This window comes from Allobosea sp. GW822-FHT05A11, assembly GCF_058800455.1.
The window spans coordinates 358,845-381,250 of sequence record NZ_JBXAMI010000001.1; the positions used below are offsets into that span (position 1 = coordinate 358,845).

The window sequence follows — 22,406 nt, forward strand, 5'->3', positions numbered from 1 at the left end:
GGTCAGTTCATCGGCGCGACGGGGGCGATCGGCGTCTCAGGCTTGGGCGTCGATGGCGTCGGGTCGTTCTGCTGCACCGGCGGGATAGCCGGAGCCTCGGGCGCGGGCGCAGCTGTCGAGAGCGGCGGCTTGCGGTCGGTGCCTTCGGTATTCCGCACATCGCTGGGATTGACGAGCTTCGGCTTGTCGGCGCCGGTCTCCGGATCGGTCGTGCCGGGGGATGGCTCCGCCGGCTTGGCGGGCTGCGGTGGCACGGCGGTTGCCGGAGCGCTGGCCTCGGCCGGTGCGGTTTCCGCAGGCTTCGCCGGTTCGGGTGCCGGCGGTGCGGCGGGGGAGGGCGGTGAGGTGGTCGCGGGCGCGCTCGCTTCTGCCGGCGGCGTTTCCGCTGGCTGGACAGGTTCGGGTGCTGGCGGCGCGGCCGGCGAGGGCATCACGGTTGTCGCCGGGGCGCTGGCTTCCGCCGGGCCCTTCAGTTCGGCCGGGCGTTCGGGCGGCTGGGGCACGAGGCGCTGGCGCGGCGGAGCGTGCTCCTCGCGCGGATCGGCGCGGGCGACGCTGGGAGCAGCCGGCTGCCCGCGCAGGGGAATGCGGCGGATCAAGTCGCCGGCATAGGCGTCGAGGATCAGGCGTTGGCGCTGGCCGCCGGCGGTGACGCCGTCGACGATATAAGTGTCGTTGCGCCGGATCGAACGCTCGATCCGGACGAGCCCGTAACGGCGGGCGGCGATGCCATTGACCGAATAGGCGGAGACGGCAGCCGGAGCACGCGGCACTGCAACCGGTGGGCGCGGGGCGTATCCGTAATCATAACGATAGCCGTAGCCATAGGCCGGGTAGGGATCGTACCCGTCGTCATAATAGTAGTACTGCGCGCTGGCGGCGCCCGCCATGCCGGCCATTGCGCCGGCCACGACCAGGCCCATCAGCGCGATGCGCCCCGGTGCGGTCGAACGATCTGCCATGCCAAATTCCCTTAACGAATGACTATTCGACACTTAGTCTTGTTAGGGATTGCGGCGGGCGTGGGGCTGGAAACGCGGCGCAAATGGGCCCGCTCAGCCGGCGATCGCGGCGATCAGGGCCTCGACATGCTCCGCTTCCGTCGCGAAGGACATGACGAAGCGGCCGACGACCTCGCCCTCCTTGAGCGGGGCTTCCGGCGGCAGCGAGCGCGCGGACCAGTCGTAATAGCCGATGCTGGCGGCCTTCAGGCGCTCCTGCACGGCGGGCGGCAGGACGAGGAAGACCTCGTTCGCCTGGCAGGGCCAGGCGAGGCGCGCCTCGCCCCCTTGCGCGACTGAATCCGCCAGGCGTTTGGCCCGGGCATTGGCGTGGCGGGCGAGGTCGAGCCAGTGATCGTCGGCGAGCAGGCCTTCGAACTGGGCGCCGAGCACGCGGCCCTTCGAGAGCGTCTGGCCGGCGCGCTTGCGTCGCCATTTCATCTCCTCGGCCTGCGCCGGGTCGAAGAAGATCACGGCTTCGGCCGCCAGCGCGCCGTTCTTGGTGCCGCCGAAGGAGAGCACGTCGACGCCGGCCTTCCAGGTGATCTCTGCCGGCGTGCAGCCGAGCGTGACCAGCGCATTGGCGAAGCGGGCGCCGTCCATGTGGAGCTTCAGGCCGCGCGGCGTCACGGCCTCCTTCAGGGCGCGCACCTCGGCCGGCGTGTAGATGGTGCCGCATTCGGTCGCCTGCGTGATCGTCAACGCCTGGGCCTGGACCTGGTGGAAATCGCCGGCGCGCAGATGCGAGAGCGCCTTCGTCACCGCTTCCGGCGTCAGCTTGGCGCCGGTGCCGGGCAGGTCGACCAGCTTGGCGCCGTTGGTGAAGAACTCCGGCGCGCCGCATTCGTCCTCGACGACATGCGCCTCCTCATGGGTGAGGACCGCGCCCCAGGGCTTGACGATGCTGGCGAGCGCGAGCGCATTCGCCGCCGTGCCGGTCAGGACGAGGAAGACCGCGACCTCGCGCTCGAAGATCGCGGCGAAGCGCTCCTCGACGCGCTGCGTCCAGTCATCCTTGCCATAGGGGGAGGCGGCGCCGGCATTGGCAGCGGCGAGAGCGGCCATGACGCGGGGGCTGGCGGCGGCGGTGTTGTCGCTGAAGAAATCCATGATTTGAGGGTTAGGCGGATGGCGCTTTCCTGCCAAGCGGCACCGGTGGAGAGGGGGCTTGCGCGCTGCGCCGGACGGATTCGCGCGAACGCTTCAAAAACAAGAACCGGGCTGCCTGAGTCAGGCTTTCGTTCCGGAAATGTCTGGTACGGATTCGATTTTGCAATAAAATTTCGCTGCAGCGCGAAATCGGCGCTTGTGCGTAGATTGGAATTCTGGCAAGTTCATCGCAATAGGACAGTGTTGCTGTCCCATTTTTCACCGCGCCGACCAAAAGCTGTTCTAGCTCAAGGTCGCGCCGTCGCAGCGGAGCGGAGCATGACGAAGGGCCGGGCTACCAACGCCAAAGCCAATCGCACGCGCGCCGTCCGTAAAACGACGGCCTGAAGACAGGCGCGAACGGGCGAGGCACGCCCGAGGCGCCTGCGGAGGACGCGGGCGCGGTGGAAACAAAGCGCAAGCAAAGCCTCCAACGAGACGACGGCCGGACCGCCTTGGCCCCATCCTTGCTGCCGACTTCAAGTCGGCACTGAGGGCCGCAGCGATCGGGATCATGGACTGACGGGTCTCCCTGCCGGCGCAAGCTCGCGGGGTTCTGGGAAGCGGGGTTTGACGATGAGCGTGACCAGCAAGTCGAGCGGCGCAGCGGCTTTCGAGCGATTTCCGGCTGTGCGCGATCCGGCGATGCCGGTGCGTCAGGGCCTGTACGATCCCAATAACGAGAAAGACTCCTGTGGCGTCGGCTTCATCGCCGACATGAAGAACCGCAAGAGCCACGCGATCGTGCAGCAGGGCCTGCAGATCCTGCACAATATCGACCATCGCGGCGCCGTCGGTGCCGATCCGAAGCTCGGCGACGGCTGCGGCATCCTCGTCCAGATCCCCGACCAGTTCTTCCGCGAGGAAACCGCGCGGCTCGGTATCGCCCTGCCGGAGCAAGGCTATTACGCGATCGGTCAGTTCTTCATGCCGCGCGATCCGACCGCTCGGGCGATGTGCGAGGATGTCATCTCGCAGACCGTGGCGGAGGAGGGACTCGTCTTCCTCGGCTGGCGCGACGTGCCGGTCGACAACGGCGATCTCGGCCAGGCCGTGCTCGCGACCGAGCCGGTGCATCGCCAGCTCTTCGTCGGCCGCCCCGACGACATCACCGACGAGGACGAGTTCGAGCGGCAGGTCTATGTCCTCCGCAAGTCGGTCTCGAACAAGGTCTACAAGCATCAGGAGCGCAAGACGGCGGAGTATTACCCCGTCTCGATGTCCTGCCGCACCATCGTCTACAAGGGCATGGTGCTGGTGAACCAGCTCGGCTCCTACTTCAAGGACCTGCAGGACGAGCGCTTCGTCAGCGCGCTGGCCCTCGTCCACCAGCGCTTCGCCACCAACACCTTCCCGTCCTGGCGCCTCGCCCATCCCTACCGGATGGTCGCCCATAACGGCGAGATCAACACGCTGCGCGGCAACGTCAACTGGATGGCGGCGCGGCAGGCGAGCGTCGATTCCGACCTGTTCGGCTCGGATATCTCCAAGCTCTGGCCGATCTCCTATGAGGGCCAGTCCGACACCGCCTGCTTCGACAACGCGCTCGAATTCCTGGTGCAGGGCGGCTATTCGCTGGCCCATGCCATGATGATGCTCGTGCCGGAGGCGTGGAACGGCAACCCGCTGATGAACGAGGAGCGGCGCGCCTTCTACGAGTACCATGCCGCGCTGATGGAGCCCTGGGACGGGCCGGCCGCGATCGCCTTCACCGACGGGCGTCAGATCGGCGCGACGCTGGACCGCAACGGCCTGCGCCCCGCGCGCTATCTCGTCACCGACGACGGCCTCGTCGTGCTCGCTTCGGAATTCGGCGTGCTGCCGATCCCGGAGGAGAAGATCGTCGAGAAGTGGCGCCTCCAGCCCGGCAAGATGCTGCTGATCGATCTCGAACAGGGCCGCATCATCGGCGACGACGAGATCAAGACCTCGCTCTGTCTCGCCAACCCCTACAAGGACTGGCTGAAGCGCACCCAGATCGTGCTGGAGGACCTGCCGCCGGTCGAGGCGCGGGCCTCGCGCACCGACGTCCCGCTGCTCGATCGCCAGCAGGCCTTCGGCTACACCACCGAGGACGTTCGCCTGCTGATGGCGCCGATGGCGGTGACCGGGCAGGAAGCCGTGGGCTCGATGGGCACGGACACGCCGATCTCGGCGCTCTCGCTCAAGTCGAAGCTGCTCTACACCTATTTCAAGCAGAACTTCGCGCAGGTGACGAACCCGCCGATCGATCCGATCCGCGAGGAGCTGGTGATGAGCCTGCTCTCCTTCATCGGCCCGCGTCCGAACATCCTCGATCTCGAAGGCACCTCGCGCCGCAAGCGCCTGGAGGTCCGCACCCCGATCCTGACCAATGACGATCTCGAGAAGATCCGCTGCATCGGCCATTACGAGGATCGCTTCGATACCAAGACGATCGACTTCACCTATCCGGCGCGCGAGGGCGCGAGCGGCATGGACGGCGCGGTGGCGCGGCTTTGCGAGCGCGCGGAAGCGGCGGTCCATGGCGGCTACAACATCATCATCCTGTCCGACCGGCAGGTGGGCTCCGACCGCATCCCGATCCCGGCGCTGCTCGCGACGGCGGCGGTGCATCACCACCTGATCCGCAAGGGCCTGCGCACCTCGGTCGGCCTCGTCGTCGAATCCGGCGAGCCGCGCGAGATCCATCATTTCTGCTGCCTCGCGGGCTACGGCGCCGAGGCGATCAACCCCTATCTCGCCTTCGACACCCTGCTCGACCAACATGAGCAGGGCGCCTTCCCCGAGGAGGTCGATGCCGACGAGGTGGTGAAGCGCTATATCAAGTCGGTCGGCAAGGGCGTGCTCAAGGTCATGTCCAAGATGGGCATCTCGACCTACCAGTCCTATTGCGGCGCGCAGATCTTCGATGCGGTCGGCCTGAAGAGCGCTTTCGTCGACAAGTTCTTCTTCGGGACGGGTACGGCGATCGAGGGCGTCGGCCTCGAAGAGATCGCCGAGGAGAGCCTGCGCCGTCACCGCGACGCCTTCGGCGACTCGCCGCTCTACCGCAACAGCCTCGATATCGGCGGCGAGTACATGTATCGCGTCCGCGGTGAGGACCATGTCTGGAAGCCGGATGTCGTCGCTTCGCTGCAGCACGCTGTGCGCCTCAACGCGCAGGATCGCTACGAGGAGTTCGCGCAGCAGGTCAACGATGACGCGCAGCGGCTCAGCACCATCCGCGGCCTGTTCAAGGTCAAGATGGCCACCGATAACGGCCGCGCGCCGGTGCCGCTGGAGAGCGTCGAGCCGGCGGCCGAGATCGTGAAGCGCTTCGCCACCGGCGCGATGTCCTTCGGCTCGATCTCGCGCGAGGCGCATGAGACGATCGCGCTCGCGATGAACCAGATCGGCGGCAAGTCGAATACTGGCGAGGGCGGCGAGGAGCCGATCCGTTTCCGGCCGATGCCGGATGGCCGCTCCAAGCGCTCGGCGATCAAGCAGATCGCGTCCGGCCGCTTCGGCGTGACCACCGAATATCTCGTCAATGCCGATGTGATGCAGATCAAGGTGGCGCAGGGCGCCAAGCCCGGCGAAGGCGGCCAGCTCCCCGGCCACAAGGTCGATGCCAAGATCGCCCGGACCCGGCATTCGACGCCGGGCGTCGGCCTGATCTCGCCGCCGCCGCATCACGACATCTATTCGATCGAGGATCTCGCCCAGCTGATCTTCGACTTGAAGAACGTCAACCCGTCGGCCGATGTCTCGGTGAAGCTGGTCTCGGAGATCGGCGTCGGCACGGTTGCGGCGGGTGTCGCCAAGTCGCGCGCCGACCACATCACCATCTCCGGCTTCGAGGGCGGCACGGGCGCGAGCCCGCTGACCTCGCTGAAGCATGCCGGCTCGCCCTGGGAGATCGGGCTTGCCGAGACGCAGCAGACGCTGGTGCTGAACCATCTGCGCGGCCGGGTCGCCCTGCAGGTCGACGGTGGCCTGCGGACCGGGCGCGACGTCGTCATCGGCGCGCTGCTCGGGGCCGACGAATTCGGCTTCTCGACCGCGCCGCTGATCGCGGCCGGCTGCATCATGATGCGCAAGTGCCATCTCAACACCTGCCCCGTCGGCGTCGCGACGCAGGACCCGGTGCTGCGCAAGCGCTTCAAGGGCCTGCCCGAGCATGTCGTGAACTACTTCTTCTTCGTGGCCGAGGATGTCCGCCGGATCATGGCGGAGATGGGCTTCACCAGGATCGAGGAGATCGTCGGCCGTTCGGATCTGCTCGACAAGCGCGACGCGATCGAACACTGGAAGGCGAACGGGCTCGACTTCACCAAGCTCTTCCACAAGGTCGATCTGCCGGGCGTGGCGATCCGCCATGTCGAGTTGCAGAAGCACCCGATCGACACCGTGCTCGACCGCCAGCTCCTGGCTGAGGCCGCGAACGCGATCGAGACCGGCACGCCGGTCGTGATCGAGAAGCCGGTCGGCAATGTCGATCGCAGCACGGGCGCGATGCTGTCCGGCGCCGTCGCCAAGAAATACGGCCATGCCGGCCTGCCGGAAGACACGATCACGGTCAAGCTCACCGGCACCTCCGGCCAGAGCTTCGCGGCCTTCCTGGCTGCGGGTGTCACCGTCGAGCTCACCGGCCAGGCCAACGACTATGTCGCCAAGGGCCTGTCCGGCGGCAAGGTGATCGTGAAGCCCGATCCGGCGACCAGGGCCGTGGCCGAGCGCTCGATCATCGTCGGCAACACGGTGCTCTACGGTGCGATCGCGGGCGAGGCCTATTTCAGGGGCGTCGCGGGCGAGCGTTTCGCGGTGCGCAATTCCGGCGCCATCGCGGTGGTGGAAGGCACGGGCGACCATGGCTGCGAGTACATGACCGGCGGCGTCGTCGCGGTGATCGGCCAGACCGGGCGCAATTTCGCGGCCGGCATGTCGGGCGGCATCGCATATGTCCTGGACGAGGACGGCACCTTCAAGTCGCGCTGCAACCTCTCGATGGTCGATCTCGAACCGGTCGAGGAGGAAGAGGACCTGATGGAGCGTCTGCACCATCACGGCGGCGATCTCGAACACAAGGGCCGGATCGACATGACCAACATGTCGGGCCACGATGAAGAGCGCCTGATGCAGATGCTGACGAACCATGTCGACTACACCGGCTCGGAGCGCGCCCGCACCATCCTCGACAACTGGGCGGATTACCGCACCAAATTCGTCAAGGTGATGCCGGTCGAGTACCGCCGCGCGCTGCGCGAGATGGAACAGGCCCGCACCTTGCAGGCTGCGGAATAAGCGAACGCCACCCCGCCGGGGCCGTCACGGTCCCGGCATCTCGATCAGGTTAAGGCACGCGCACGGGGACGTACCCGCGCACACGGCGAGAGAAACGGCATGGGCAAGGTCACGGGCTTTCTCGAATTCGACCGGCAGGAGCAGAAGTATCAGCTCGCCGGCGACCGCATCCGGCATTTCCGCGAGTTCACGCTCCCGCTGGAGGAGCGCGACGTCAAGAAGCAGGCGGCGCGCTGCATGGATTGCGGCATTCCGTTCTGCCACGGGCCGACCGGCTGCCCGGTCCATAACCAGATCCCGGACTGGAACGAGCTGGTCTATTCCGGCGGCTGGGAGGATGCGCTGCGCAACCTCCATTCCACCAACAACTTCCCGGAATTCACCGGCCGCATCTGCCCGGCGCCTTGCGAGGAAGCCTGCACGCTCAACCTCGAAAACATGCCGGTGACGATCAAGACGATCGAGCAGGCGATCGCCGACAAGGGCTGGGAAGAGGGCTGGATCGCGCCGGAAATTCCGGCCAAGCGCACCGGCAAGCGCATCGCCATCGTCGGCTCTGGCCCTGCCGGGATGGCCGCGGCGCAGCAGCTCGCCCGTGTCGGGCACGATGTCCATCTCTATGAGCGCGAGGCCAAGGCCGGCGGCCTGCTGCGCTACGGCATCCCCGACTTCAAGATGGAGAAGAAGCATATCGACCGCCGGGTGAAGCAGATGGAGGCGGAAGGCGTGACCTTCCACTACAACGCCAATATCGGCGTGACCCTGCCTTTCGCCACGCTGATGGCCGAGCATGACGCGGTGCTGATGACCGGCGGGGCGGAAGCGCCGCGCGATCCCGGCCTGCCCGACACCAATCTCGCCGGCGTCCATTACGCGATGCCGTACCTGACCCAGCAGAACAAGCGCGTCGGTGGCGAGGATGTCTCGAACGAGGCGCCGATCAGCGCGGCCGGCAAGCATGTCGTCGTGGTCGGCGGCGGCGATACGGCCTCGGACTGTGTCGGCACCGCCTTCCGCCAGGGCGCGCTTTCGGTGACGCAGCTCGACATCCGGCCAATGGCGCCCGAGATCGAGGACAAGCTCACGGTCTGGCCGTACTGGCCGACCAAGTTCCGCACCTCGTCCTCGCAGGCCGAGGGCGCCGAGCGCGAATTCCAGGCGGCGACGCTCGGGCTCGAAGGCCGCAACGGCCGGCTGACCGGCGTGAAATGCGCCCGGGTCGACGAGAAGCGCAAGCCCATCGCTGGCAGCGAATTCGTGCTCCAGGCCGATCTCTGCTTCCTTGCCATCGGCTTCGCCGGCTCGGTGATCGAGGGCATGATCGCGCAGTCGGGTGCCGCGGTGGACAAGCGCGCCAACGTCGTCGCCAATGACCGCGACTACAAGACCAGCGTCGGCAAGGTCTTCGTCGCCGGCGACATGCGGCGCGGCCAGTCGCTGGTGGTCTGGGCGATCCGCGAGGGCCGCCAGGCGGCCCATGCGATCGACAAGGAATTGATGGGCGCGACGATCCTGCCGGTTTGATAAAGTGGGCTTGTGATGAGCTCTTCTGCTGAACTGGGTGTCGCTGCCTTTGTGGCAGCAGTGTCGGTGTGGGGAATTTTTGTATCGTCGCGGATACTCTGGACGGCGCTGAAAACTGGCTTCATCGTTGGGCCAAAGGTAGTCTACTCCTTAGAGACGCAAGGAGGAATGTTCAAAGCTGCCTTTACCATGCATATCTGCTTGGTATTGCTATGGTTTCTATGTATCTATGCGTTTCTGACGCGGTTTCCTGGTTTTTGAGGGCTGCAGCCGTTGGGTTGTGTCCGTCAGAGATGCCGATGTCGATATCCGATTGACCGGCCCTGTGGCCGCGCATCCTTTTCATTGAGCGCCGCCGTCGCTATGATTCTCCCCATGGAATCGAACCTGGAGGGGAAGCAGGCGCCGCGCCGCCGCTTCCATTGCCGCACCCGCGGACCTGTCTGCGCCCCGCGCTTCACCTCGCGGGGCTGACCGGGAACGCATCGTCGTCTCATCGTCAGCCTTTCTCGGCGCGCTCCTGTGCGCATGCCTGACTTCATGAGATTCCGATGTCCCTGATCACCCTGAAAGACCTCTCGCTCGCTCGCAGCGCGCCGCTGTTCGCCGGCCTCGACCTCGCCATCGCCAAGGGCGACCGCCTCGGCCTCGTCGCCGCCAATGGGCGCGGCAAATCCTCGCTCCTGCGCATCCTGGCCGGCACGGAGGAAGCGAGCGGCGGGACGCTGACCCGCTCGCGCGGCCTCGTCACCGCCTTCGCGCCGCAGGACCCGCCCGAGCGCCTGCTGCCGATGAGCCTCTATGATGCGGTGCTGGATGCTCTCGATGCCGAAACGGCAGAGACCGAAAGCTGGCGCGTCGATGTGCTGCTCGACGATCTGATGGTCGAGGAGAGCCTGCGCGGCCGCGCTGTGGGCAGCCTCTCCGGCGGCTGGCAGCGCACGATGCTGCTGGCGCGGGCGGCGGTGATCGAGCCGGACCTGCTCTTGCTGGACGAACCGACGAACCATCTCGATCTCGAACGGATCGGCCTGCTGGAGCGCTTCCTCGCAGCTCTGCCGCGCGACTGCGCCGTGGTTGCGGCGAGCCATGACCGGGCCTTCCTCGACGATGTCAGCACGCGCACCCTGTTCCTGCGCCCGGCCGAGAGCGCCGATTTCACCTTGCCCTATTCGCGCGCCTTGCAGGCGCTGGAAGAGCGCGACGCGGCGCGCGGCCGGCAGTTCGAAAACGAAATGCGCAAGGTTCGGGCGCTCCGCCAGCAGGCGGCGAAGCTGAAGAATATCGGCATCAATTCCGGATCGGACCTGCTGGTGGTCAAGACCAAGCAATTGTCCGAGCGGGCCGACAAGCTGGAGGAGCAGGCCAAGCCCGGGCACAAGGAGCGCTCGGCCGGCGCGATCCGGCTCGCCAGCAGCGGCACCCATGCCAAGGCGCTGGTCTCGATCAAGGAAACCGCGATCGCCACACCGGACGGGCGCCTGCTGTTCCGCACCGGACCGCTCTGGATCGAGAAGGGCGACCGGATCGCGCTGCTCGGCGCCAATGGCAGCGGCAAGACCCGCTTCGTTGCGCGGCTGCAAGCGGCGCTCGACGGTTCCGACCCGGAGATCCGCGGTGCGGCGACCCTGAAGGCCGGCTATTCCGACCAGGGCCTGTCGCAGCTCGATGCCTGGCGCACGCCCTGGGATGCGGTGAAGCATTCCAGCGATCTCGGCGACCAGACGGCCCGCACGGTGCTCGCCGGAGCGGGCATTTCGAGCGAAGCGCAGACCGCGCCGACGGCCCGGTTGTCAGGCGGGCAGCGGGCACGGCTCGCGATGCTACTGCTCCGTCTGATCGAGCCGAATTTCTACCTGCTGGACGAGCCGACCAACCATCTCGATATCGAGGGGCAGGACATGCTGGAGAGCGAATTGATCAAGCAGGAAACGGCCTGCCTGCTGGTCAGCCATGACCGCGCCTTCGTGCGGGCCGTGGCGACGCGGATCTGGGTGATCACCGGGAGGAAGCTGGTCGAGGTCGATGATCCCGATCCGGTCTTCGACAGGCTGATGGCGGGGTGAGGCGCTACCCTACACCGCAATCGGAATTGGACGCGCCGGGGGGCGGCAGAGTGATCGCGAAAGCCTTCCGTGCGATCTCCCGGCCGCGGATCGAGACGATGATGGTCCAGGCGCCGGCCGCCATTTCCCATTCGTGCTCGAAGGTGAAGCCGACATGGCTCACGCCGTCGATCACGGCGCTGGGAAAACGGTCCTCGGTGCTGGTCTTGCCATCGGGCCGGGCGAGGGGCGGATGCTCGACCCTGACCGAGACCTGGCGCGGCAGGAGCCTGGGGATGTCGTCGCTCAGGCGCAGCGACAGCCCGAAATTGCGGCAGAGCCGTGCCTCGATCCGGTCCGTGCGATCGAGATAGCGGATGTTCTTCATCTCGCTGGCCGGTGCGAGCCCGGCCTCGCCCGGCCCCGGCGTGCCCGGGATGCGTCGCCCGGCCGTGATGCCATAATCGATGATCTCGCTGCGCGGTTCGGCTGCGGCATGGGTGGCGGCAAGTGCCAGGAGGATCGCGGCCGTCATGGCCATCGGGCGCCGGTTCGTCATCGGGTCGCTTTCAGCGCGGCCAGCGGTAGTCGTCGAGCCGACCCGGGAGCGGATCCGGCGCGATGCCCTGGCCGAAGGCGCGTTCGAGCTGCAGGGCGGCGTCGCCGCGCCCGCGTGCCTCGGTGATCGAAGCGAGCAGCGGCTGCTCAGTAATCGGGCCCTGCCCGGTGAGGGGCTGGATCGGCCCGGCGAGCGGTTTGGCCTGCAGTGCGGCGGGCAGGCCGATCATGGGCACGCCCGCGACCATCTGATCGATCAGGCGCTCGACGCCGCCGGGCTGGAGTTCCAGTGCCGTCGGTGCGCCGGTCTCGGGCGAGACGGGCAGGGCGATGACGCTGCCCTGCGGGGCCGCCTCGATCATGCGGCGGATGACGAGGTCGACGAAATGCGCGGCCTTGCGCGCGCCGGCAGCGGTGAAGTGGATGCCATCGCCGAGGCGCAGGCGCACCGGCTGGCCGGAGACGTCGGGGCCGGTTGCGGCATAGCGGTTCTCGGCATCGACGAAGCCGCCCCAGAGATCGACATATTGTCCGCCCGCCTTCTCGACGCGCTGGCGGTAGAGATCGTTGAGGGTGACGAGGTCGGCCGAGAGCCGCCCGTTCTGCATCGGCGGTGCGCCGACCCAGATCAGCGGCACGCGCTTGCCGGCGAAGGCGTTGGCGATGGCGTCGATCCGGTCGCGATAAAGTTCGAGCCAGCGCGGGCTCAGGGGCTCGTGGACGGTCTCGCCTTCGCGGATCGGCTGGCGGTCGTTGAGGCCGAGCAGGATGACGCCGATGCTGATCTTCTGTTCGCTGGCGAGGAGATCGGAGACGGCTTTCGGCCAGTCGTAGAAATCGCTGCGAACCAGCCCGGAATCGGGCTTGGCCTTGTGGATCACCTCGACATCCGGGCGGTTGTTGAGGGCGTCGTCCAGACCGTTCGCCAGGAGATTGGCGAGGGAATCGCCCATCACCACGATATGACTGCTGACATCGACCTTGGGGATGACCGGATCGTCGCGGACGATGACGGGGGCCTCGCGGCGGCGGACCACGGGCGCGACGCGCTGACGCGGCTGCGGCGCCACGGTCCGTGGCTGGGCGGGCAATTGCCAGAACATCTGGAACAGGCTGCGCTGTTGCGTCTGCTGCTGGGCGAGGGAGACCGGCCCGCCCGTCAGCAGGAGCAGGCAGGCGGCAGTCAGAACCATGGCGAACGAGCGCAGGCGCATAGGCCGATCCGGTGGTTCCCCCCGCGCGATTATAGGCCGGGAGCGGCCGAAAGTCAGCGCTTGCCGCGCAGCTTCGACAGCAGGGCTGGCGTCGGATAGCCGTCGGCGATCTCGCCGGCGCTGATCTGATAGCGCCTGACAGCCTCGCGTGTGCCGGTGCCGATGCGGCCGTCGGCGTCGTGGTTGTAGAGACCGAGCGCCTTCAGGCGGTGCTGGAGATCGCGGGTCGCGGCCATGTCTAGGCGCGGCGCCTTGGTCGGCCAGCTCGCCCGGATGGCGGAGCGCCCGGCGATCCGGTCGCCGAGATGGCCGACGGCCATCGCATAGGCGTCGGAGGAGTTGTATTTCTTGATGACGTCGAAATTGGCGGTGAGCAGCATCACCGGTCCGGTATGGCCGGCCGGGTAGAACAGGCGGCCTTCGCCGGAGGAGGGCAGGCGATTGCCATCGGCGCGACGCACGCCGGCGGAGGCGAAGGCGGAGAAGCTCGCCTTGTCCAGGCGGTGGTCGAAGCCATCAGGCAGTGTCACCTCCATGCCCCAGGGCAGGCCCGGCACCCAGCCATAGCCCTTGAGGTAGTTGGCTGTGGAGGCGATGGCGTCGCTCGACGAGGTCCAGATGTCGGCATGGCCGTCGCCGGTCCAGTCGACCGCGTATTTCATGTAGCTCGACGGCATGAACTGGGTGTGGCCCATGGCGCCGGCCCAGGAGCCCTTCAATTCGCTGCGCTCGACATGGCCCTTCTGGATCAGCTCCAGTGCGGTCAGCAATTCATCGCGGAAGAAGTCGCCGCGATAGCGGATCGAGGCGAGCGTCGCGAGCGAGCGGATGACGTCCTTGCCGCCCTTGAACGAGCCGTAATTGGTCTCCATGCCCCAGACGCCAAGGACGATTTCCTTGGGCACGCCATAGCGCGCCTCGACCTGGGAGAGGACGCTCGCGTTCTCGGCCGCGGCCTCGCGCCCGCGCCCGATGCGGGAGCCGCCGACGGCATTCTCCAGATAGCTCCAGATCGGGGCGCTGAATTCCGACTGCTTCCTGGTCAGCGCGACGATGGAAGCATCCGGCGTCACGCCGCGGAAGGCGAGGTCGAAGGTCGCACGCGAGATACCGCGCGCCTGAGCCTGCGGCCAGAGTCGCTGCACGAAGACGTCGAAGGGGGCGCTGGCCGGGGTCGCCTGCGCATTGCGGGCATGGGCGCCGGAGACGTTGATCGAGCCGGTGGTCTGGGCCAGCGCCGGTGCCAGGCTGATCAGGACTGAGGCTGCGATGACGGACAGGCGCATGGACACTCCCGGCGAATGCTGGATGGAAACATCTTCACAGCGCCCGAACAAGATTAACCAAGGGTTAATTCATGCGGCGATCGCTGCGGCATTCGTGATTTGACAAGCTCCGGCGATTGTCAGATTCTGCGGGGATGAATAGCGCGTCCCCCTTCCGCCGCGGTCTCCACCGCTCGGGCAACCTTATCGCGGGCTTCTAGCCCCGGGCCTGTCGCGCTTGGCGCCTCCGGTTCGGGGTGCGCCTGCTCTGCCGCTTTTTCCTGCGAGTTCGACCTTTTTGATGCCGCGCGGATTTCAACCGCCGGCGGGCGCTCGCCTTTTCGATGAAAGACCTGTCCTGATGTCTACCAAGCGTCCCGCCATCACCGTTACGACCGCGGACCATGCCATGCTGAGCCGCATCGCGGCCGGCGCGGCCAACACCATGCCCGATCTCGCCGCCGAGCTGACCCATGAGCTAGACCGCGCCCGAATCCTGCCGGAGGGGCGGGTCTCGCACGACCATGCCCGGATCGGCAGCCAGATCGTCTATCGCGACGAAACCACCAAGCGGGAAAGCACCATCACGCTGGTCTGGCCTGAGCATGCCGATATCGAGAAGAACCGCGTCTCGGTGATGACGCCGATCGGCGTCGCGCTGATCGGCATGGCGGCCGAGCGCTCGATCGACTGGACGACGCGCTCCGGTGACGTCAAGCGCCTGACCGTGCTCGAAGTGCGCGAGCCGGTGGAGGAAGAGGCTGCGTCCTGAGACGTAGCCGGGTGGGGATCGGTCCCCCGCAGCCCTCATCCTGAGGAGCCGCACAAGCGGCGTCTCGAAGGATGGTCCAGATGTCACCCGAGCCTTCTGAAGCATCCTTCGAGACGCCATTCCCAAGGGAATGGCTCCTCAGGAAGAGGGCTCGGGGATTAGTCGCTCACGCCGTGGCGTTCTTCGTCCTGAGCTTCTCCTCCCAAGCAAGCGCCTGGCCGACGATCTCCTCGAGGTCGTCATGCGCGGGCTGCCAGCCGAGCTCGGCGCGGATGCGGTCGGCGCGGGCGATCAGCGAAGCCGGATCGCCCGGCCGACGCTCCGCCAGCGTCACGGGAAAATCGACCCCGGAGACCTTCTTCACGACCTCAACGACCTCCTTCACCGAATAGCCGCGGCCATAGCCGCAGTTCAATGTCAGGCTCGCCCCGCCGCCGCGCAGATGGTCGAGCGCGGCGAGATGGGCGCGGGCAAGATCGGTGACGTGGATATAGTCGCGCACGCAGGTGCCGTCCGGCGTCGCGTAGTCGGTGCCGAAGACGGTCAGGCCGTCGCGCTGGCCGAGCGCCGCCTGGCTCGCGACCTTGATGAGATGGGTGGCGTTCGGCGAGGACTGGCCGGAGCGGCCCTTCGGGTCGGCGCCGGCGACATTGAAATAGCGCAGCGCGACATAGCTGAAACCATGTGCCTTGGCGGCGTCCTGCAGCATCCACTCGCTCATCAGCTTGGAGCGGCCATAGGGGTTGATCGGGTTGAGCGCGATCTCTTCCGGCACTGGCGAGACCGGCGGCTCGCCATAGACGGCGGCGGTGGAGGAGAAGATGACGTGTTTCACGCCCTTGCGCGCGGCGCTTTCGATCAGTCCGCGGGTCTTCACCGTATTGTTGAAATAATAGCCCAGTGGATCGGTGACGGATTCGGGGACGACGATCCTGGCGGCGAAATGCGCAATCTCCGTGATCTCATATTCGCCGATCAGGCCCTCGACCAGCTCCTGGTTGCCGATATCGCCCTGGACGAAGATCGCCTCGGGCGGCACCGCCCACCAGAAGCCGGTGGAGAGATTGTCGAGCACCACGACCTTCTCGCCGCGATCCAGCAATTCCAGGACCATATGGCTGCCGATGTAGCCGGCGCCGCCGGAAACCAATACCGCCATCGTGTTTCTCGCCTCATCTTCGTCAGGAACCGCCTTTATCGAAAAACCGTTGACGGCTTCTCAAGGCCTGTTGGCTAATACCGCCTGATGGCCCGCAACCATGACAGTTGTACGGCCGTTCCCATCATTGCCTGGCTTCGGCAAGGCTATCGCGCCCAATGGATTTTGCATGACGAAACGCATCCGCAAGGCCGTTCTTCCTGTCGCTGGTCTCGGCACCCGCTTCCTGCCCGCCACCAAGGCGATCCCGAAGGAGATGCTGACCATCGTCGACCGCCCGGTCGTGCAACATGTCGTGGACGAGGCGCGCGCCGCCGGCATCGAGCATTTCATCTTCGTCACCGGCCGCAACAAGGCAGTGATCGAGGATCATTTCGACCTGGCCTACGAGCTCGACGACACGCTGGCCAAGCGCAACAAGACGAAGGAGCTGGAGGCGCTGAAGCACGATCTGCCGGCCGCGGGCGCGACCAGCTTCACCCGCCAGCAGGCTCCGCTCGGCCTCGGCCACGCCGTCTGGTGCGCGCGCGAGATCGTCGGCGACGAGCCTTTCGCGCTGCTGCTGCCGGACATGCTGCATTACAGCCAGGGCAAGGGCTGCCTCGCCGAGATGATCGAGGCCTATGACCAGCATGGCGGCAACCACATCGCCGTCGCGCCCGTCCCGGACGACCAGACGCATCAATACGGCATCGTTGCCGTCCAGGACGCCAAGGCCAAGGTCTCGAAGATCACCGGCATGGTCGAGAAGCCGCCGAAGGGCACGGCGCCGTCCAACCTGCATGTCTCCGGGCGCTACATCCTGCAGCCGACGATCTTCAACCTGCTCGCCAATCAGGAGAAGGGCGCCGGCGGCGAGATCCAGCTGACCGATTCGATGGTCGCGCTGTCGCGCCAGGAGCCGTTCTACGCGGTGCGCTTCGACGGGGAGATCTACGATGCCGGCTCGAAGATCGGCTTCCTCGCGGCGAATGTCGCCTATGCGCTCGACCGCGGCGATCTTGGCCCGCAGCTGCGCGCCGAGATCGAGAAGCTGCTCGACCGCTGAGCGACAAGACTCGTTCAACTCAGCCCTCGTCCTGAGGCGTCAATCCGAATAGGAATGGCGTCTCCAAGGACGAGGGCTTGTGTCTTGCTGACGGTGCAAAGTTGAGTGACCAGAGTCTCGTCTTCGACCGGGCACTTGGCCGCAAGCGGCTGAGGCGCGCGCTTGCCGGCGACTATCCGGATTTCCTGCTGCAACGTGCGGCTGATGATCTGGGGGATCGGCTCGGCGCGGTGCTGCGCGAGTTCGCGGTCGCGGCCGATCTCGGTACGGCCCTGCCGGTGATTGCGCCGGTGCTTGCCGGCCGGGCCGGGCGGCTGCTGCGCATGGCGGAGGCGGAGGGCGCGCCGGCCGATCTCGTCGGCGATCTCGAACGCCTGCCCTTCGCCGCCGGCTCTCTCGACCTCGCCGTCTCGCTGCTCGCGCTGCACGGGGTCAACGACCTGCCGGGCGCGCTGATCCAGATCAAGCGGGCGCTCAGGCCCGATGGCTTGTTCATGGGCTGCCTGCTCGGCGGGCGGAGCTTGCAGGAACTCAGGCAGGCGCTGCTCGAAGCCGAGAGCGAGACGATGGGCGGGGTCAGCCCGCGCGTCGCCCCCTTCGCCGATCTGCGTGACCTCGGAAGCCTGTTGCAGCGGGCCGGTTTCGCGCTGCCCGTCGTCGACAGCGAGATCGTGACGGTGCGCTATCGCGACGCCTTCGGGCTGTTCCGCGATCTGCGCGCCATGGGCTGGGCGAACAGCCTCGTCGCCCGGCGCAAGACGCCGTTCAGGCGGGAAACTTTGCTGCGCGCGGCTGCGCTCTATGCCGAGCGCTTCGCCGATCCGGACGGGCGTTTGCCCGCGACCTTCGAATTCGTCTGGGTCTCCGGCTGGGCGCCGCATGAGAGCCAGCAGAAGCCATTGAAGCCCGGCTCGGCCAAGGCGCGGCTGGCCGATGCGCTCGGCGTGCCGGAGATCAAGGCGGGCGAGAAGCCGGGAGGCGAGGGATGAGCGAGCGCCAGCCCCGCCTGGCCCGCGCCGATTTTCGCGTCTTCCGCGCCATTCCGACGCGCTGGCACGACAATGACGCCTTCGGCCATGTCAACAACGTCGTCTATTACGGCTGGTTCGACACGGCGGTGAATGCCTGGCTGATCGAGAACGGCTTCCTCGACCTTGCTGGCAGCGAGGTCGTCGGGCTCGTGGTCGAGACCGGCTGCACCTATTTCGAGAGCGTCGCCTTCCCGGAGACCGTGGAGGCCGGGATCGCGGTCGAGCGCCTTGGCAACAGCTCTGTCACCTATCGGATCGGCATCTTCCGGCAAGGCGGCGAGCAAGCGGCGGCGCAGGGGCGCTTCACCCATGTCTATGTTGAGCGCGCGAGCCAGAAGCCCGTGCCGATCCCGACGCCGCTCAAGGCTGCCTTGGCGGTCATCCAGAGCTGAAAAGGGCCGGCTGCGCCGGGGAATGTTGTCTCGCGCGCTGAGGCAGGCTATGCCCCTGCCAACCCCTATCGCCGGACCGCCAGGAACCCTGAGCCCGTGATTCCGAACGACATCAAGATCACCCCGCAGCTCGTCGCCGAGCACGGCCTGAAGCCGGACGAGTATCAGCGCTTCCTGCATCTGATCGGCCGCGAGCCGACGATCACGGAGCTCGGCATCGTCTCGGCGATGTGGAACGAGCACTGCTCCTACAAATCTTCGAAAATCCATCTGAAGACGCTGCCGACCAAGGCGCCCTGGGTGATCCAGGGCCCGGGCGAGAATGCCGGCGTCATCGATATCGGCGAGGGCACCGCCATCGTCTTCAAGATGGAGAGCCACAACCACCCGTCCTTCATCGAGCCCTATCAGGGCGCGACGACCGGCGTCGGCGGCATCCTGCGCGACGTCTTCACGATGGGCGCGCGCCCGATCGCCGTGCTCGACGCTTTGCGCTTCGGCTCGCCGGATCATCCGAAGACCCGGCATCTCGTCTCCGGCGTCGTCGCCGGCATCGGCGGTTACGGCAATTCCTTCGGCGTGCCGAATGTCGGCGGCGCGACCGGCTTCCACTCGCGCTATGACGGCAACATCCTCGTCAACGCCATGGCGGTCGGCATCGCCCAGGCCGACGAGATCTTCTACGCCAAGGCCTCCGGCGTCGGGAAGGCGATCGTCTATCTCGGTTCGAAGACCGGCCGCGACGGCATCCACGGCGCGACCATGGCCTCGGCCGAATTCGACGACAAGTCGGAGGAGAAGCGCCCGACCGTGCAGGTCGGCGACCCCTTCGCCGAGAAGCTCCTGCTCGAAGCCTGCCTCGAGATCATGGCCGCCGGCCATGTCGACGCGATTCAGGACATGGGCGCCGCCGGCCTGACCTGCTCGGCCGTCGAGATGGGTGCCAAGGGCGATCTCGGCGTCGAGCTCGATCTCGACAAGGTGCCCTGCCGCGAGGAGGGCATGAGTGCCTATGAGATGATGCTGTCGGAGAGCCAGGAGCGCATGCTCATGGTGATCAAGCCCGGCCATGAGGACGCCGCCGAGGCGATCTTCAGGAAATGGGGCCTCGACTTCGCTGTCATCGGCCACACCACCGACACGCTCCGCTTCGTGGTGAAGCACCAGGGCGAGGTCATGGCCGACCTGCCGATCAAGGAGCTCGGCGACGAGGCTCCGGAATACGACCGGCCCTGGATCGAGACCGTGCCGCAGCAGCGCATCGCGGCTGAGAGCGTCGCCGCGCCTTGCGGCAATGCCGAGGCGTTGAAGACGCTGATCGGCTCGCCGGACCTCTCGTCCAAGCGCTGGATCTGGGAGCAGTACGACACGCTGATCCTCGGCAACTCGGCGGTGACGCCGGGCGGCGATGCCGGCGTGATCCGCATCGAGGACGGGCCGCGGGGCCTTGCCATGACCGCCGACGTCACCCCGCGCTATTGCGAGGCGGATCCGTTCGAGGGCGGCAAGCAGGCGGTGGCGGAAGCCTGGCGCAACCTGACCGCGACGGGTGCTACGCCGCTCGCCGTCACCGACAACCTGAACTTCGGCAACCCCGAGAAGCCGGAAGTCATGGGCCAGCTCGTCGGCTGCGTGCGTGGCATCGGCGAGGCCTGCAAGGCGCTCGATTTCCCGGTCGTCTCCGGCAACGTCTCGCTTTACAACGAGACCAACGGCGTCTCGATCCTGCCGACCCCGACCATTGGCGCCGTCGGCGTCATGGCCGATGTGACCAAGCATGCGACGGTCGCTTTCAAGGCCGCGGGCGAGGCGATCATCCTGATCGGCGAGACCGCCGGCTGGCTCGGCCAGAGCGCCTATTTGGCGACCGTCTGCGGCCGCGAGGAGGGCGCTCCGCCGCCGGTCGATCTCGCGATTGAGCGTCGTAACGGCGATTTCGTGCGCGGGCTGATCGCGTCGGGCAAGGTTTCGACCTGCCACGACCTGTCGGATGGCGGGCTTGCGGTTGCGCTCGCCGAGATGGCGATGGCCAAGGGCATCGGCGCGGTGATCGAGACGCTGCCGGCCGGCCCCGCCCATGCCGCGCTCTTCGGCGAGGATCAGGCGCGCTATGTCCTGGCCGTCCCGGCGGCCGAGGCCGATGCGGTGATCGCGGCGGCGAAGGCTGCCGGCGTGCCGGCGCTCGCCATCGGCAAGACGGGCGGCGCGGCGCTTGCCCTTCCGGGCGAGCCGGCCCTGGCGATCGCCGATCTCCGCAAGATCCATGAAGACTGGCTGCCGTCCTATATGGCCGGCAAGGCCGCCTGAGGAGTTCGACCCATGGCGATGGACGCGCACGAGATCGAGCGCATGATCAAGGCGGCGCTGCCGGATGCGGCGATCGAGATCAAGGACCTGGCGGGCGACGGCGACCATTATGCCGCGACCGTCGTCTCGGCCGCCTTCAAGGGCAAGACCCGGGTGCAGCAGCACCAGATGGTCTATGCCGCGCTCCAGGGGAATATGGGCGGCGTGCTGCACGCCCTTGCGCTGACGACCAGCGTTCCCCAAGATTAGAACAAGACCATCCGGCGGGCCTTGAACCCGCTTCAGGAGACGAGACGATGTCCGACGTCAATGCCCGCATCGAAGCGGAAGTTAAGAACAACGACGTGGTGCTCTTCATGAAGGGCACGCCGCAATTCCCGATGTGCGGCTTCTCCGGCCAGGTCGCGCAGATCCTCGGCTATATCGGCGTGCCCTATAAGGGCGTGAACGTGCTCGAGGACCAGGAAATCCGCGAGGGCATCAAGGCCTTCTCGAACTGGCCGACGATCCCGCAGCTCTACGTCAAGGGCGAGTTCGTCGGCGGCTGCGACATCACCCGCGAGATGTTCCAGGCCGGCGAATTGCAGGCGCTCTTCGAAGAGAAGGGCATCGCGGTGAAGCAGGCGAGCTGAAGGCTCGTCGCCACGACCCATCTGCCCGCGTCGCAAGCGGGCAACAGGTGGCTTTGGCGATCTCTGTGATGAAACCGCCTAGGCGGGAAAGGCGGTGGCCTGCATAGCGGGCCGCCGCACCATGCTCGCCCACCAGGCTTTGATGGCGGGCTGCTCGGCAAGCAGCGCCTCGGCCTCAGACGCCAGCGTGAAATAGGCGAAGATCGGCGCGGCATGAAGATCGGCCAGCGTCAGCGCCTCGCCGGCGAGATAAGGGCTGCCATCCATCAGGTCGCTGATCGCACGCAGACATAGCTGCGCCTTGGGCAGGGCGGCCTGAATTCGCGCCTCGTCCGGCGCGCGTCCCTGCTTGGGGGCGGAGACGCGCTCCACATAGATGTCCCAGACCAGCGTGCGATAGGCGTAAGAGTCGAGGATGCTCGTCAGCTGATTGACGCGGGCGCGCTCGCGCGGCGCGGAAGGCTGCAAGGCAGGCCCGGGGAACGCCTCATCGACATAGCGTTCGATGGCGCCGGCCTCGTAAAGCCGGAAACCATCGTGCTCGAAGGCGGGGATGCGGCCGAACGGCTGTCGCTCCAGCAGGGAAGCCGGCGGCCCGCTCTCGGCGAAGACGTCGACCGGATCGAGCCGGTAGGCTACGCCCTTTTCCTCCAGTGCCAGCCGGACCGCGCGGACATAGACGCTGTAGGGCGCACCATAGACGACAGGCATGAGCGTCATCGCGTGACCCTGGCTGCTCGATTGATCCCGCTGGATGCGTTCGGGGCAGATTCAAGCCGCCGCGCATTGCGGGTGCGGCTTGCGGACGCGTTCGGTCGAAGCGGGGTATTTGTCCAGCATCCGCTCCGGCCTGATCGGCCGGCGCACGAGGTCGCCGCCGCAATTCGGGCAGGTGCCCGCAAAGCGGGTCTCTACGCAATCGGCGCAGAAGGTGCATTCGAAGGTGCAGATCAGGGCGTCGCGCGATTGCGGCGGCAGGTCGCGGTCGCAGCATTCGCAGTTCGGGCGCAATTGCAGCATGGCGTCGTCTCCTTCCGATGGGCG

18 protein-coding genes are annotated in these 22,406 nt (G+C 66.8%); 10 read left to right on the forward strand and 8 right to left on the reverse strand.

What is annotated here, in order from left to right:
- Window positions 1-2: 2 nt before the first annotated feature.
- Together AC1RLU_RS01775 and AC1RLU_RS01780 are read right to left on the reverse strand one after the other, a co-directional pair.
- Window positions 3-962: a hypothetical protein gene (locus AC1RLU_RS01775; protein ID WP_492793613.1), complete on the reverse strand. Its 960-nt coding sequence runs from the start codon at window positions 960-962 to the stop codon at window positions 3-5.
- Window positions 963-1,055: 93 nt separating this feature from the next.
- Window positions 1,056-2,111 carry a threonine aldolase family protein gene (locus tag AC1RLU_RS01780; RefSeq protein ID WP_492793614.1) on the reverse strand — a complete coding sequence of 352 codons (1,056 nt, stop codon included), beginning with the start codon at window positions 2,109-2,111 and terminating at the stop codon, window positions 1,056-1,058.
- A gap of 615 nt (window positions 2,112-2,726) precedes the next feature.
- Between AC1RLU_RS01780 and gltB the strand changes: the two genes are divergently transcribed.
- From gltB to AC1RLU_RS01795, 3 genes are all read left to right on the forward strand, one after another.
- Window positions 2,727-7,415 (forward strand): glutamate synthase large subunit, encoded by a 4,689-nt coding sequence (gene gltB / locus AC1RLU_RS01785; protein WP_492793615.1) that lies wholly within the window; start codon window positions 2,727-2,729, stop codon window positions 7,413-7,415.
- A gap of 99 nt (window positions 7,416-7,514) precedes the next feature.
- Window positions 7,515-8,939, forward strand: a complete 1,425-nt coding sequence (locus tag AC1RLU_RS01790; RefSeq protein ID WP_492793616.1) for a glutamate synthase subunit beta — start codon at window positions 7,515-7,517, stop codon at window positions 8,937-8,939.
- Between the two features lie 551 nt (window positions 8,940-9,490).
- Window positions 9,491-11,005 (forward strand): ABC-F family ATP-binding cassette domain-containing protein, encoded by a 1,515-nt coding sequence (locus AC1RLU_RS01795; protein ID WP_492793617.1) that lies wholly within the window; start codon window positions 9,491-9,493, stop codon window positions 11,003-11,005.
- Between the two features lie 4 nt (window positions 11,006-11,009).
- Here AC1RLU_RS01795 and AC1RLU_RS01800 read toward each other — a convergent pair whose 3' ends face one another.
- From AC1RLU_RS01800 to AC1RLU_RS01810, 3 genes are read right to left on the reverse strand one after another with little or no spacing between them, the layout of a single operon-like run.
- The gene (locus tag AC1RLU_RS01800; protein WP_492793618.1) at window positions 11,010-11,543 is read right to left on the reverse strand and encodes a DUF3859 domain-containing protein; all 534 of its coding nucleotides are present in this window, start codon (window positions 11,541-11,543) and stop codon (window positions 11,010-11,012) included.
- Between the two features lie 10 nt (window positions 11,544-11,553).
- Entirely contained in the window at window positions 11,554-12,756 is a 1,203-nt protein-coding gene (locus AC1RLU_RS01805; RefSeq protein ID WP_492793619.1) for an SGNH/GDSL hydrolase family protein, read from the reverse strand.
- A gap of 53 nt (window positions 12,757-12,809) precedes the next feature.
- Window positions 12,810-14,042, reverse strand: coding sequence for a lytic murein transglycosylase (locus AC1RLU_RS01810; RefSeq protein ID WP_061970085.1), 1,233 nt, complete (start codon window positions 14,040-14,042; stop codon window positions 12,810-12,812).
- Window positions 14,043-14,382: 340 nt separating this feature from the next.
- Between AC1RLU_RS01810 and rnk the strand changes: the two genes are divergently transcribed.
- Window positions 14,383-14,793 (forward strand): nucleoside diphosphate kinase regulator, encoded by a 411-nt coding sequence (gene rnk, locus AC1RLU_RS01815; RefSeq protein WP_061970083.1) that lies wholly within the window; start codon window positions 14,383-14,385, stop codon window positions 14,791-14,793.
- A 166-nt stretch (window positions 14,794-14,959) separates the two neighbouring features.
- On the opposite strand, the gene galE is transcribed toward rnk, so the two are convergent.
- Window positions 14,960-15,952, reverse strand: coding sequence for a UDP-glucose 4-epimerase GalE (gene galE / locus AC1RLU_RS01820; protein ID WP_061970081.1), 993 nt, complete (start codon window positions 15,950-15,952; stop codon window positions 14,960-14,962).
- A gap of 169 nt (window positions 15,953-16,121) precedes the next feature.
- Here galE and galU point away from each other — a divergent pair, with 169 nt between their 5' ends.
- From galU to grxD, 6 genes are all read left to right on the forward strand, one after another.
- Window positions 16,122-17,000 carry a UTP--glucose-1-phosphate uridylyltransferase GalU gene (gene galU / locus AC1RLU_RS01825; RefSeq protein WP_492793620.1) on the forward strand — a complete coding sequence of 293 codons (879 nt, stop codon included), beginning with the start codon at window positions 16,122-16,124 and terminating at the stop codon, window positions 16,998-17,000.
- A 101-nt stretch (window positions 17,001-17,101) separates the two neighbouring features.
- The gene (locus AC1RLU_RS01830) at window positions 17,102-17,989 is read left to right on the forward strand and encodes a class I SAM-dependent methyltransferase (protein ID WP_492793621.1); all 888 of its coding nucleotides are present in this window, start codon (window positions 17,102-17,104) and stop codon (window positions 17,987-17,989) included.
- Entirely contained in the window at window positions 17,986-18,423 is a 438-nt protein-coding gene (locus tag AC1RLU_RS01835) for an acyl-CoA thioesterase (RefSeq protein WP_492793622.1), read from the forward strand. Before AC1RLU_RS01830 ends, AC1RLU_RS01835 begins: the two co-directional genes overlap by 4 nt.
- A gap of 96 nt (window positions 18,424-18,519) precedes the next feature.
- Window positions 18,520-20,730, forward strand: coding sequence for a phosphoribosylformylglycinamidine synthase subunit PurL (gene purL / locus AC1RLU_RS01840; protein WP_492793623.1), 2,211 nt, complete (start codon window positions 18,520-18,522; stop codon window positions 20,728-20,730).
- A gap of 12 nt (window positions 20,731-20,742) precedes the next feature.
- Window positions 20,743-20,979: a BolA family protein gene (locus AC1RLU_RS01845; RefSeq protein WP_061970071.1), complete on the forward strand. Its 237-nt coding sequence runs from the start codon at window positions 20,743-20,745 to the stop codon at window positions 20,977-20,979.
- A 47-nt stretch (window positions 20,980-21,026) separates the two neighbouring features.
- Window positions 21,027-21,362: a Grx4 family monothiol glutaredoxin gene (grxD, locus tag AC1RLU_RS01850; protein ID WP_091856942.1), complete on the forward strand. Its 336-nt coding sequence runs from the start codon at window positions 21,027-21,029 to the stop codon at window positions 21,360-21,362.
- Window positions 21,363-21,440: 78 nt separating this feature from the next.
- Here the strand turns inward: grxD and AC1RLU_RS01855 are convergent, their stop codons facing one another.
- Window positions 21,441-22,082, reverse strand: coding sequence for a glutathione S-transferase family protein (locus tag AC1RLU_RS01855; RefSeq protein WP_492793624.1), 642 nt, complete (start codon window positions 22,080-22,082; stop codon window positions 21,441-21,443).
- Window positions 22,083-22,133: 51 nt separating this feature from the next.
- The gene (locus AC1RLU_RS01860; RefSeq protein ID WP_492793625.1) at window positions 22,134-22,382 is read right to left on the reverse strand and encodes a DUF1272 domain-containing protein; all 249 of its coding nucleotides are present in this window, start codon (window positions 22,380-22,382) and stop codon (window positions 22,134-22,136) included.
- Window positions 22,383-22,406 lie beyond the last annotated feature (24 nt).